The sequence below is a fragment of the Microcoleus sp. LAD1_D3 genome (genome assembly GCF_036702135.1).
Classification (GTDB): Bacteria; Cyanobacteriota; Cyanobacteriia; order Cyanobacteriales; family Microcoleaceae; genus Microcoleus.
Genome location: NZ_JAUBSB010000004.1, coordinates 111,550 through 124,889 on the forward strand (window position 1 = coordinate 111,550; position 13,340 = coordinate 124,889).

6 protein-coding genes are annotated in these 13,340 nt (G+C 47.8%); 1 reads left to right on the forward strand and 5 read right to left on the reverse strand.

Translation table 11 applies throughout. The features are described from left to right. Positions 1–302: 302 nt before the first annotated feature. Positions 303–4,457, forward strand: coding sequence for an EAL domain-containing protein (locus QUA74_RS03420; protein WP_333324957.1), 4,155 nt, complete (start codon positions 303–305; stop codon positions 4,455–4,457). A 429-nt stretch (positions 4,458–4,886) separates the two neighbouring features. Here the strand turns inward: QUA74_RS03420 and QUA74_RS03425 are convergent, their stop codons facing one another. From QUA74_RS03425 to QUA74_RS03445, 5 genes are all read right to left on the reverse strand, one after another. Next, the gene (locus QUA74_RS03425) at positions 4,887–9,446 is read right to left on the reverse strand and encodes a PAS domain S-box protein (protein WP_333324959.1); all 4,560 of its coding nucleotides are present in this window, start codon (positions 9,444–9,446) and stop codon (positions 4,887–4,889) included. Between the two features lie 874 nt (positions 9,447–10,320). Further along, positions 10,321–11,274 carry a malate dehydrogenase gene (mdh, locus tag QUA74_RS03430; protein WP_333324961.1) on the reverse strand — a complete coding sequence of 318 codons (954 nt, stop codon included), beginning with the start codon at positions 11,272–11,274 and terminating at the stop codon, positions 10,321–10,323. Between the two features lie 109 nt (positions 11,275–11,383). Beyond that, positions 11,384–11,599: an NAD(P)H-quinone oxidoreductase subunit O gene (locus tag QUA74_RS03435; protein ID WP_015178120.1), complete on the reverse strand. Its 216-nt coding sequence runs from the start codon at positions 11,597–11,599 to the stop codon at positions 11,384–11,386. Positions 11,600–11,779: 180 nt separating this feature from the next. Continuing rightward, positions 11,780–12,712 (reverse strand): DNA-formamidopyrimidine glycosylase, encoded by a 933-nt coding sequence (locus tag QUA74_RS03440; protein ID WP_333324963.1) that lies wholly within the window; start codon positions 12,710–12,712, stop codon positions 11,780–11,782. 2 nt (positions 12,713–12,714) lie between these two features. Further along, the gene (locus QUA74_RS03445; RefSeq protein ID WP_333324965.1) at positions 12,715–13,098 is read right to left on the reverse strand and encodes a photosystem I reaction center subunit IV; all 384 of its coding nucleotides are present in this window, start codon (positions 13,096–13,098) and stop codon (positions 12,715–12,717) included. Between the last annotated feature and the right edge of the window lie 242 nt (positions 13,099–13,340).

Here is a 13,340-nt window from a genome sequence, read left to right on the forward strand (position 1 = left end):
GCATCCATCCCTGACAACTAAAGCTAGGGAAGCATTTGTCAATCAGCAATTATGCTCAAAATTTACTCGGATTTTGCGTCGAAAACTCAGATTGGGGCGATCGAGGAATCATGCCGATCGCAATATTTATGCCCACTCACTCCCAAATCGCGAATTTTCCACTCCTAGAAAAGCAGTTATTTTGAGTAATCTTACTGATTGCAAATGAAATTAAGTCTTCAGTTGTTACCAATGCTCTGCACCTGAAATCGTCATTTACCACAAGTTTAAAAAAGTTGTCCTGCTAATGGATCGATTAAACAATGGAAAGTTTTATCCCTAAAAACTCTGAAGACTGTCACGGCTGGGCCTCCAAGCCAGACTTGTACAAAGAGCCGCAAGGAACCAAAGAATTACTGCTGACGATCGCCCACTCGATGCCGATGCCCCTGATCGTCAGCAGTCTGGCGGACAGCACAATTCTTTATAGCAACGATTTATGCCGTCAGGCTTTCGGGTTCACAGCATTCAAGTCGATCGAGCGCCAAAAAGCCGAAATGCTCTACCACAACCCCGCAGACCGTCAGGAACTGCTGGTGCGGCTCGCCCGCAACGGACTGGTCCGCGAGACAGAAGTCCGCCTCAAAAAAGCTGACGGCACGCTGTTTTGGGCAAGTGTATCGATGGGGTATGTGACATTGCTGTCAGGAAAAGCTGTTCTGTCGGTGTTCAGCGACATTACGGATCGCAAGCGAGCGGCCGCGAAGGAGCAGGAATTGCTCACGTCAATCCACTTGCGGGCCCGCCAGCAAGCGGCCGTCGCTTACTTGGGGCAGCAGGCCCTGGCAGAAACAGATTTATCCGCACTCATGGACAAAGCGGCGGTTTTAATTGCTCAAACCCTGGACGTTGATTATTGCCAGTTGTTAGAACTGTTGCCCTCTGGTCATGCTTTTATGCTGCGAGCGGGGGTTGGCTGGCAGCCGGGCCTCGTCGGCAGCGCTACTGTTGCCGCTTCTGCCCGATCACAAGCCGGTTACACATTGCTAGTGGGCGAACCGACAATCGTCGAAGATTTGCGGGTGGAAACGCGCTTTAGCGAGTTGCCACTGCTGCACAACCACCGGGCTGTCAGTGGCGTTACTGTGATCATTCCCGGCAATCGAGGACTGGGGAGCAACTGGGGACAACCAGAACCAACGAACAGTTCCTCCTCGCAGGCCTGGGGCATTTTGGGGGTTCATACCAGCCAAAGGCGGGTTTTCAGTCAAGATGACGTTTATTTTGTAGAAGCGATCGCCAACGTGTTAGCTGCGGCGATCGAGCGCATTGTATCGCAAGAGCGCTTACAAATGATGGAACGGGCGATCGAAAGTTGCAGTAACGGCATTGCAATCACCGACGCGACCGTTGCAGATAATCCGATTATTTATGTCAATCCCAGTTTTGAGCGGATCACCGGTTATCGCAGAGACGAGTTAATGGGAAAAAATTGCCGATTTTTGCAGGGCACCGACACGGACACCGCCGCTGCCAAACAATTGCGAATTGCGATTGAAGAAGGCAGAGAATCTCAAGTTATCTTGCGTAACTTTCGGAAAGACGGCACGCCTTTTTGGCACGAACTGTCGATCGCTCCGGTGTACAACTCGCGGCGACACTTAACCCACTTTATTGGAGTGCAAACAGACATTACCGACCGCCAGCGATCGGAAGAAGAATTATTTTTAAATTCTCAAGCTTTAGCAACTTTTAGCGCTAATCTCAAACACTTGCACCGGATTACAACTTATCATTATCAAAACTTTGAAGAACTGGTTGAGGATTATCTAACAGCAGGCTGTTTGATGTTTGGACTTTCTATGGGAATCATGGCTGAAGTTGACAGCGAGACTTTTATTGTCCGAGCAGCAAAAACAGATTTACAATACTTCGTGCGAGGCTTAGAATTGAACCTCAGCGATACTTACTGCGCGGCCGTCATTAAACTTAATAAAACAGTTGCGTATTCTCATATAGGAGGAGATATGGAGATGCGCGAACATCCTGCTTATCAGAATTGCCAGTCGGAATCATACATCGGAACGCCGATATTTGTTAACAATAAAACTTACGGTACCTTGAGTTTTAGTTCGCGAGAGATCAAAAAAAGAAAGTTCAAGTACGAGGAAATAGAAATTATAGAATTGATGGCTCAAAGTATTGGCAAAATTCTGGCGGTTCACCTAATGGAAGTCGAACGCCAGGAAGCCGAAAAAGAGCGCTGCGAGTTGATAGTATCTCTCAAAGAAAGTGAAGAACGCTATCGCCGTTTAGTAGAACTCTCTCCCGAAGCGATCGCCGTTCACAGTCAAGGGAAAATCGCCTACATCAATGCTGCCGGCGCGAAACTCCTCGGTGCGAGTTCTCCCGAGGCGCTAATCGGCTTTCCGGTACTGCATTTCGTCCATCCAAACTATGTGGAAACAGCCAGAGAGCGCATTCGGCTAGTCGAGCAAGAAAATCAGCCGCTCGACCTTGCCGAACAAAAACTGATGCGGCTCGACGGACAAATAATAGACGTTGAAATGGCCGGCATCCCCGCTACTTATCAAGGCTCCACTGCCGCCCAGATTATCATCCGAGATGTCACCGAGCGCAAGCGAGTAGAACAGCAACTGCTGCACGGCGCTTTTCACGATGCGCTGACGGGTTTGCCCAACCGCGTTTTGTTCATCGACAGGCTAGGACAAGCCATCCGCCGAGCCAATCAGTCCCCCGATTACAAATTTGGTTTACTTTTCCTAGATTTAGACCGCTTCAAAGTAGTTAATGATTCTTTAGGACACGTTTTAGGCGACAAACTGCTAATCGCCCTCGCGGAGCGACTGCAAACCTGCGTCCGGGTTTCTGATACCGTCGCCCGGCTGGGGGGAGACGAATTCACCATTCTGCTAGACCACATTCCGAGCCTCAGCGACGCTATCCTGGCAGCTAAAAAAATACAAAAAGAACTGACTAGGCCGTTTCATATCGAAGCGCACGAAGTATTTACCACCGCTAGCATTGGCATTGTTTTCAGTAGAGGCGAAGGAGCCGACAGTGGCCAATCGAATTCGTACACTCACCCCGAAGAATTCCTACGCGATGCTGACATTGCTATGTACCGTGCTAAAGCTTTGGGCAAGGCCCGGCACGAAGTGTTTAATTTGGCGATGCACGACCACACTATGTCGCTGTTGCAGTTAGAAACTGACCTGCGGTTGGCTATTTTGGGCAAGGAGGAATTAGGAGAGAGCAAGGATCAATGTTCGCACTTTATGTTGCACTACCAACCGATTGTTTCGCTCGCCAGCGGTGCGATCGAAGGTTTTGAGGCTTTGGTGCGCTGGTACCACCCGCTTCGGGGTCTAGTTCCGCCGTCTACTTTTATCCCTGTAGCTGAAGAAACAGGTTTGATCGTGCCTCTGGGAGCCTGGGTGCTGCGGGAAGCTTGTCAGCAATTGCGGATTTGGCAAGAAATGTTAACCGAGGAACAGGGAAGAAGTCCAATGGAAGTCGGAACAAGGCACTTCGACTCCCTTCGGCTTCACTCAGGGCAAGTCGCTCAGGGTAACCAGAAGGAAACAGGCGCTTCGACTTCGCTCCGGGTAAAAAGAGGGAAGAGGGTAACGGGCAATATAGGGGATGTAACTGATGTAACGGATACAGGGAATGAGGAACACGGAACTTTTACTGAGCGTAGCCCCAGTATTGGTCACAGGGAAGAAAGAATCGCTAAAAAATTACCACTTCCCAGTTACCAATTCCCGATTACCGATTTCCACTCCGCTATTACCAATACTTCGGCTACGCTCAGTACGAGTTCCCAATTCCCAGTTACCAATACTTCGGCTACGTTCAGTACAAGTTCCCAGGTACCAATTCCGAATTTTAAATTACCCATTATTGATCCTTCGCAATTAACAATGAGCGTCAATCTTTCTCCTAAACAGTTAGGTATGCCGAATTTAATCGAGGAAATCGATGACATTTTAGCAGAAACGGGCTGCGATCCAAGCTGTTTAAAATTGGAGATTACTGAAAGTGCGATCGTGGAAAATGTCAAGAAAGCCAATATTGTGCTAGCCCAATTAAAAGATAGAAATATTCGATTGTCGATCGACGATTTCGGTACTGGCTATTCGTCTTTGAGTTACTTGCACCGTTTTCCGCTGGATACACTGAAGATCGATCGCTCTTTTGTGAGCCGCTTGGGGGCTGCCGAAAATGGTGACGACGGGGGTCAGCCTTTGCAGATTGTGAGGGCGATCGTAACTTTGGCTCACAATTTGGGATTAAATGCGATCGCCGAAGGTGTAGAGACAGGCGAACAGTTAGCACAGCTTCGAGAACTAGACTGCGAATTAGCTCAGGGATATTGGTTTTCTAAACCTTTGGACAGTTCCGCAGTGACAGAAATGCTGACCAATCTCGGTAATAGAGCAATTATGGACTGAGTGAGGGACAGATTGGTAAATAGTGCGTCACCCTGTGAAGACATTTTTGCTACAAACTCACAATCTCAAAACAGATGCACCAGGGAATAAATGGTGCATCAAAATTAGATTGTCGGTAATGATATCAAATCTGTTAGCATCGGAATTATTCATATATCTATTCTCTTCATCTGCGTGAATCCGCGTTAATCCCTTGTTATCTGCGGCCCGATAAATTCTCTTTTTTTAACCGCAGATGAGGGCAGATAAACACAGATTTACGCAGATGAATTCTATCAATTCCGGCTGCACCGTCCGTGATTGTTGACTATTGACTGGATTTTACGCCTGACGATGCTACCGGATTTGAGATGGTTGAAAATTCCCAGACTGACGCACAGTAACGCTTTCGCAATTGCCAATTGCCGATTACAACTTACCAATTCCCCATTAACAAGTAGCTTTGAGGGGAATCTCGATCGCCAATTCTGCACCCTGTCCCGGCGAAGAAGTGCATTTCAGCGACCCGTTGTGTCTGTCTGTAACAATTTGATAGCTAATCGACAAGCCCATCCCAGTGCCTTTACCCACAGGTTTAGTGGTAAAAAACGGGTCAAAAAGCCGAGTGCCGACAGTCTCCGGTATTCCCGGCCCGTTGTCAGCAATCCGAATGATTACCTTGCCCGCTGGCGATATTTCAGTGCGGATGCGGATGTGGCTCGGCTGTTCCCGCATTTCCTCAGCAGAACGCCGCAGATCCCGTTCTTCCAAAGCATCCAAAGCATTGCTCAAGATGTTCATAAATACTTGATTTAACTGTCCGGCATAACATTCTACTAAGGGCAGTTGAGCGTATTCTTTAATCACCTCAATTTCGGGATGATTGTGTTTAGCTTTGAGCCGGTGCTGCAAAATCATCAGGGTGCTATCTATGCCGTCGTGGATGTTGACTGCTTTCATTTCCGCTTCGTCCATGCGGGAAAATGTGCGGAGAGAAGCAACTATTTGTTGAATTCTGTCTGCACCGACTTTCATTGAAGAAAGCAACTTTGGTAAGTCTTCCATCAGAAATTCAAGTTCAATATTGTCTATTTCCTCTTGAATTTCCGGGACGGGATCGGGATAGTGATTTTGGTAAAGTTCGATTAGGTGTAGCAAGTCTTGGGTATAGTCGTTGGCGTGGGTGAGGTTGCCGTAAATAAAGTTAACTGGGTTGTTGATTTCGTGGGCTACTCCTGCCACCAGTTGACCGAGAGATGACATTTTTTCGTTTTGAATTAACTGCGATTGAGCGCTGGTTAATTGCTGCAAAGTTTGCTCTAATTCGCGAGCTTTATTGCGAGTTTGGGCGTAAAGATCGGCTTGGTTGAGGGCGATCGCCAATTGAACTGTAACTGCTTGCAATAATTCTACTTCGCCCTCACTCCAGGGTCGCACAGCAGCGGAGTGGGCGCAGGTAACAACGCTCACTACTCCCGAAAGTGCCTGTATCGGAATTGCCAACACAGATCGGTAGCCCAGAGAGTTAAGAGACCTTCTCCAAACATGATCTGCCACTGTTTCGACATCATCCACCTGCAGCATTTCCATATGCAAGAGCTTTTCTCCCATAGAAGCTAAGTCGGAAGCTTGATAGCAACCTATTAAATCGGGAAGTTCGGGGAGGCGAGATTCTTTAATAATTTCCCAGAAAGCATCCTCCCCGTCGCCACGATACCAGGCAAAATTGCAGCGATCGATCTGCAGGAAAGCGCGAATTTCTTGGACGGCGACAGCAATAATGCTGTCGAAATCGAGGGAATTGCGAATTTGAGCGGTGAGACTGTTGAGCAATTTTTCTCGCTCTGCCTGCTGTCTGAGTCGGGCTTCCGATCGCCTCAAGGCAATTTCTCCCCGCTTGCGATCGGTAATGTCTTCAGTGACAGCTAATAGATATTGCGGTTTGCCATCAGCATCGAGTATTGCTGTTTTCTTTGTGTGAAATATTCGCGATTCTCCTTGGCCCGTTTCAATCTCTTCTTCGGCGATTTCTACAATTTGCCCGCAGTTGAGCACTTCCCGGTCTTTGGCGGTGAAAACATCAGCTTGTTCTTTTGGGAAACAGTCGTAATCATTTTTGCCCATAACTTCTGCTGCACTGAAACCAAGCAACTCTTCGGCTACTGGGTTCCACAGTACAAACCGCAGTTCTTGGGCCTCCTTGGCAACTACTGCGACGGGTATGGTGTTGAGCACGGATTCCATAAACTGTTGAGCCTGTTGCAGTTCTGCTTCTGCCTGTTTGCGATCGCTAATATCTCGGACGTTGGCAATGATGCTGAGATTGCCGTTGAGATGAATTCTGGACAGGGCAATTTCTGCATCAAAAGTTGAACCGTCGTTGGGACGCCTCGCTTTCCATTCCACGCGGGGTGTTTCGCCTGCTAATACTCTTTCCCACAGTTCTCCCATTTGTTCAATGGGATTGTCGCCGCTTGAATAGTCGTTTTTAATTGATAATTTTGTTGCTTGTTCGGGGCTAACTCCGTACATTTCTAACATTCGATTATTGACATCGAGAATGTTGCCTTCTAAATCGTGAATCAAGATAGCATCGTAGACATTGTTAAATATTGTTCGCAGGTTTTGCTCGGAAACTTGCAGCGCTGCTTCTGCCTGTTTGCGATCGCCAATTTCTTGTTCTAACTGGGCGACTGCTTGGGAAAGTTCGGCCGTGCGATCGCTCACTCTGTCTTCTAACTCGACTGCTGCTTGCCGTAGTGCTGCTTCGGCGACTTTGCGATCGGTAATGTCAAGCGCCGTACCGAACAATTTTAGCACTTTGCCACTGGCATCGGTTTCGGCGCGGCCTACGGCGTTGAGATGCCGCAGCGTGCCGTCGGGACGGCAAAGGCGGAGGTCCAAATCAAAGGGGATGCCTGCTGCGAGTCCCCGCTGCACTTGAGTCTGCCACAATTCCAAATCTTCTGGATGGATCAGAGCGATCTGTTCGGCTAGGTTGGGGGCAAAGGCGGCCGGTTCGAGTCCGAAGATGCGGAAGAGTTCCTCTGACCAAGTGACGGTTCCCATTGTTGCGTCGAGTTCCCAATTACCGACGTGGGCGAGTCTCTGGGCTTCTTTTAGCTGCCGCTGGCTGTTGCGGATGGCTGTTTCGGCAACTTTGCGATCGGTAATGTCGAACAATACGCCACAAAATATTATTTCGCCACTCTCGTTGCGGGTGGGCATGGAGTCGCCCTGCCACCAGCGAATTTCGCCGTCGGGCTTGACTAACCGCCCTTCATAGTGCCACAGGGAAAGGTTTTCTACGGCTTCGGAGACGGAGGCGATGTAGCTTTCCAAGTCTTCGGGGTGGACGCGGGAAATGAATGTATTCATGTCTTGCGTCATTTCGGCTGCTGTGACGCCGCTGATATCGAAGATGCGATCGCTCATGTAGTCAATGCGCCAAACTCCGTCGCGGTTGCAAAACTGGAACAAGGCTCCGGGCATGGTGGCTGCGATCGTCCGAAACTTGGTTTCGCTGACGCTGAGTGCGGCAAAAGTCTGTTGCAGTTCGGCCGTGCGTGCTTCTACTCTGCGCTCTAGTTCTGCGTTGGCGTGTTGCAATGCGGCTTCTGCGCGCTTGCGATCTGTAATGTCGGTGGCTGTACCGGTGGTGCCGAGGAAGTTGCCGGTTTCATCGTAGAGGGCGATCGCGTTAAACATCAAATGTTTCATGCTGCCGTCTTTGGCAAGGTGGGTGCTTTCGTACTGGAAAACTGATTCTCCGGCAAACAGGCGGGCGAAAACTTCTAAATCTTTCTGGCTTTGTTCTGGTGTCGCAAAGTCGGAGAACGGCCTACCGATCATTTCTTCTGGTTCGTAACCGTAGATGTACTTAACTGCTGGGTTGACGAAGGTGTAGCGTCCTGAAGCATCGACCGACCAAATCATGTCTTGGGAGGTTTCTACCAGGCTACGGTATTTGGTTTCGCTGGCTTTGACGGCTTCTTCTGCTTGTTTGCGTTCCGTCATGTCGCGGGATACACCGACAGTCATGGCAACTTGGCCATCTTGATTGCGGATGGGTGTTTTGACTGTGCTGAACAGCCGCACTTCTCCGTCGTAGCGCGTCACCGGTTCTTCGGAAATGTGCAAAGTCTCTCCAGTTTCAAAAACGAAGGCGTCATCTTTGATGTACTGGAGAGTATTGTCGGGATCGGCGAAAGGTGCGTCTACGAGGCCTTGAAGTTCCTGTTCAGTCATGCCGTAATAGTGGCGGAACGCTTGATTTGCCCAAAGAATTTTGGATTTGGGGCCTTTGACTAATACCATATCGCCGATCGAGTCGAGAATTTGGTGATATTTTTGCTCGCTGTCGCGGAGTTTCTGCTGCGCGACTTCGATTTCTGCTATTTGCCTCTGGGTTTGCAAGTGCAGTTCGGCTTGGTGGATGGCAATTGCTAAATGGTCGCCTACTTGTCTAGCAAATTCGATTTCGTCTTCTTGCCACTGGCGGGGTTGACCGCAGGAGTGAATGCACAGCAATCCCCACAAATGTTTTCCTTGCAGTAGGGGTACGACTAAGTTTGCTCGGATTTGAAATCGCTTGAGGATTTTGAGGTGGCACGGGCTCAACCGGGCTTTGTAGATGTCCGTGACTGCTTGAACGTAACCTTTGGCATAGTGGGTGGCAAATTGTTCGCCGAAGCAGTAGTCGCGGACTCTGGTTCCCAAAGATGGGCTGTATTGGGGCAGTACGTCTTCGGACACTACTTCGCCCTCATTCCATTCCGATTCGGGAAGAAAGCGGTAGACGGCGACTCGATCGGCATTTAGGAGTTGCCGGACTTCGGTGGCTGTGATTTTGAATATTGTTTCTAAGTCTAGGGATTCACGAATTTTGCTAATAACTCCCATCAGCGCTTGCAGCTTTTTGAACCAGGTTTGAGACTGCGTTTCTCTTTCTAGGTGAGCTAGTTTCTCCCGCAGGTTGATTACTTCGTGATACAGGTATTCATGAAACATAATTCTTTTTATTTAGTTATTTTGCGTTTTGGTATCGAGGTTGATGGCATCTCAATAGCGCTCTGCAAGTTGAGCCTGGTAACTCAAAAAGGCAAAGAACATATTCTCTTCCTTCTGCTCCACTTAGCAGCTACTCACGCTGCATTTCCGTATTTTTTCTAGATTGAATGGTCAATCGAGCATCTTAGCTCCTGTATATTTACTGAAAAAAGGCATAACTTGCTACGTCATAAATTGTCAATTATTGATAAGTATGATAACAAAACTTACACATAAACCCGGTTTCTTAACGTAATTAAGTCCGGGAAGTTCCGAAAGTGGAAACAAGAAACCCGGTTCCATTGCGCGATCGGGAGGAGCGTCCCTGACTAATGTTGACATTTTTTTTGCTTCCCTTCGGTTGCAATTGTCACCTTTTTATTATTACCGCCAAAAGGATAATTTTCGTATAAACTCGCATTTCCCTTTCTACCTTTAAAGTGCAACCGTGTGGTTCTGCCATACTATCGCGAGTGAGAGATAACCCAAAACCAACTGCTTGTTGGTTTAGTCAAGAAAACATGGAAGATTATTGCTTAAATTTTTAGAGAAATTCCGATGCCATTGTCGCGAAGAAAAAATTTAACTGGTTTTGCCAATTTTTGCTCTATTACCAAAAATTTTAGAGTACAATGTTGTGTTTATCGCTCGGTTCATTGCTACCCATTTTTCTGCTTTTGAAATACAGCATAACAAGCATGATTAATAATATTTATCAAAGCGAAGTTTAAATCCTCGAAGCCAACTTACGACAGCGCTCGCCCTGTCATACTCAATATAAGTTATTATATTGAAGTGGCTAGCAGGCTGCTGTGATCGACGAATTGCTACAAGCTTAAGAAGCAGTTTTCAGTATTGCCTTCGCTTCCTCAATATTTTGGGCAACCAATTTGCCCGACTCGATAAAGGCTGCTCTTTCAGTATCGCTGAGTTCGAGTTCCACTATTTGTTCGACTCCCTGATATCCCAAGCGGGAGGGCACTCCTAAAAAGATATCTTGCACGCCGTATTCGCCGTGCAAATAAACGCAGCAAGGCAACAGTCGCGACTGATTAAATAAAATAGATTCTACCATCAAACAGACAGAAGATGCGGGGGCAAAATAAGCACTACCACTCTTCATCAATTCTACAATTTCTGCGCCGCCGTGGCGAGTCCGCTGTACGAGTCGATCGATCGCCCCAGCATCCATAAGTTGATTGATGGGAATACCGTTGACAGTAGAATAGCGGGGCAAAGGAACCATCAAATCGCCATGAGAACCGATGACAGTTGCATTGACTTCAGCATTTGAAACGCCCAATTCCATGGCAATAAAAGTTTGAAAGCGGGCGGAGTCGAGAACTCCCCCCATACCCATGACTCGGTTTTTTGGCAAATCCGCTGCTTCCCAAGCTAAATAAGTCATGATATCTAGGGGATTTGTGACTGTGATTAAGATTGCTTCGGGAGAATGCTCGATCGCCTGTTTTGTAGCTTCCGTGACAATTCGAGCATTGATTTTAATTAAATCTTCTCGATTGATACCGGGTTTGCGCGGAACTCCGGCGGCAATTACTATGATATTTGAGTTTGCCGTATCTGTATAATCATTTGTACCGACAATTTGGCGATCGTGGCGTTCCACTCCCCTGGCTTCCATCAAATCCAAAGCAACGCCCTGTGGCCAACCCTCCACAATATCTAGCAATACTACATCTGCCAGATTTTTCTCAGCAATTCGCTGGGCTAACGTACTGCCGACTTTGCCTGCACCAATAATTGATACGCGGTTTGATGGAGAATTCATTGGATTTTAGATTTTAGATTTTAGATTTTAGCAATCAGCTTAATTCGGGAAAGGTGCGCGGTGTGCACCCTTCGCTACATTAAGAACCGTGATGTTTAGTTTTGGTGAGTTACTTAAAATCTTCGAGTTGGTCTACCCGCAGCCAAATATTGGGGGTGGGTACTTTGCCAAATTTGACGAAGGCATAGTCGCCGCGAACATCCATCACTTCGCCCTTTGTTTCAAATATATACGAGGAAAAGCGCTGGTCGCTGGCTTTGGCTTCTAGACTGTTTTCCAATTTTTCGCGTACAGCGCGAACTATACTGCCTTTTTTGATTGCCATAACTTGCTTTGTTTAGTTTAAAAAACTATACAAATTTTAATCTAGATTGGCCTTGAAAGTCACTCGGCGATTGAAATCGCTACTAAACAAACGAAGTCCGCCTACGCGGACTAATGAATAAAGGGGTGCGATTCCTGAGGTAAATCTAAAATCTAAAGCCTAAAATCCATTGACTGCTTCCTATGTCTGACAAATGGGGCAAAAATGAGTCGATCGCCCTGCTAATTTTATCCGATCGATAGTTGTGGAGCAAGTGCGGCAGGGTTGACCGGCGCGATTGTACACCCAAGCGACGCCACCGTAGTTGCCGTTGACACCTTGGACGTTGAGAAAATTGCTAAAAGTGGTGCCACCGGAGTCGATCGCCTTCTGTAAAACTTGAATAATAGCTGTATGGATGCGCCCAATTTGCTCTGCGGTCAAATCCGCGCACAGAGTTGTGGGCATCACTCCCGACAAAAACAAAGTTTCGTCTGCGTAAATATTGCCCAAACCAGCTATCAGTGCCTGGTCTAGCAAAGCTGTTTTTATGGGTCGCGCCCGCCGTTGCAGCTTGCGGGTCAAATATTCTGTTGTAAACTCGTCGGAAAACGGTTCGGGGCCTAAGAGTTTCAGACCGATGACAGTGCTGGAAACCTCGGTTTCTGGCGGCACGTACCACATTTGCCCGAAGGTGCGCTGGTCTACAAACCGCAGTTCTTGGTTTCCCTCAAAAAACAGCCGCACTCGCGCGTGTTTTTGCAGGGGTTCGGATCGGTTCACCCACAGCAGTTGCCCGGTCATTCGCAGGTGAACGCCCAACCAACCGGCTTTTGAAGGAAGGAGGAAGGAAGAAGGAAGAGGGGAAGACCTTGGAGTTTGATCCCTAAATTCTCCCCCTTTCCCCTTCTCTCTTTCTCCTTCTGGGAATTGAGATAGTTCTGCCAGTAGATATTTGCCGCGTCTGTACCAGCGGGCGATCGACTTTCCTTTGAGTTTTGTCAAAAAATCGGTCGCAGAGATTGAGCGGGCGATCGTGCTGTTTAACAACACGTCCCCGCCCAACATTTCTCGATCGAGGGTTGCTTGATTCAAACCCCGGCAAATAGTTTCAACTTCTGGCAGTTCTGGCACAATTAGCGTTGTTCTGTTCCTTGACCTTGAGGCGAACCTTGGACGGTGCCGGGGGTTTCGGAGCCCGCTTTGCTGTCCGCGGTAGTTTTCGGCTGCTGCGAGGGGCTACCCTGGCCGGTTTGCCGAGTTTTCTCGTCGAGCGTGGTTTGTTTGCCGCCGGAAGCTACTGGAGTCCCTGTTTTCGATTTTGCTGTAGGTCCTGCCACTACCACTAATTCGCTTTCGGCGTAGTTGTTGGTGTTGACGCCTGCATAATTTACGTTGTTAAAGCGAACGATAACTGGGTATTTAATGCCGCTTTGGTCTACCGTAGCAACGGTGCCCACTTGTTGATACCAGTAGGATTCTTTGCGGAGAATCCGGACTGTAGAACCGCGTTGAACCATGAGCTTTTTTTCCTTTGCGATGAATAAACGGATCAAGCCATTTTTTTTACTCTAGTCGATCGCGCGACGCATTTAAAGTCTGCAACGGATTTTTTACCTCTCACGTCGTTTTTTGTCTGCTGTTTGTAAAGAAAAGTAAATACTTTGCTAGGGCGATCGCTGCGGTTGCAAAATAAATAAACCCACATTATCCGTCAAATAAAAGCAGTACGATCGAGTTGAAAACAAACTTTACAAATAGT

Coding starts and splice junctions, on each gene's coding strand:
- mdh (WP_333324961.1), bottom strand. CDS start 11,274: ATGAATTCTCCATCAAACCGCGTATCAATTATTGGTGCAGGCAAAGTC.
- QUA74_RS03420 (WP_333324957.1), top strand. CDS start 303: ATGGAAAGTTTTATCCCTAAAAACTCTGAAGACTGTCACGGCTGGGCC.
- QUA74_RS03435 (WP_015178120.1), bottom strand. CDS start 11,599: ATGGCAATCAAAAAAGGCAGTATAGTTCGCGCTGTACGCGAAAAATTG.
- QUA74_RS03445 (WP_333324965.1), bottom strand. CDS start 13,098: ATGGTTCAACGCGGTTCTACAGTCCGGATTCTCCGCAAAGAATCCTAC.
- QUA74_RS03425 (WP_333324959.1), bottom strand. CDS start 9,446: ATGTTTCATGAATACCTGTATCACGAAGTAATCAACCTGCGGGAGAAA.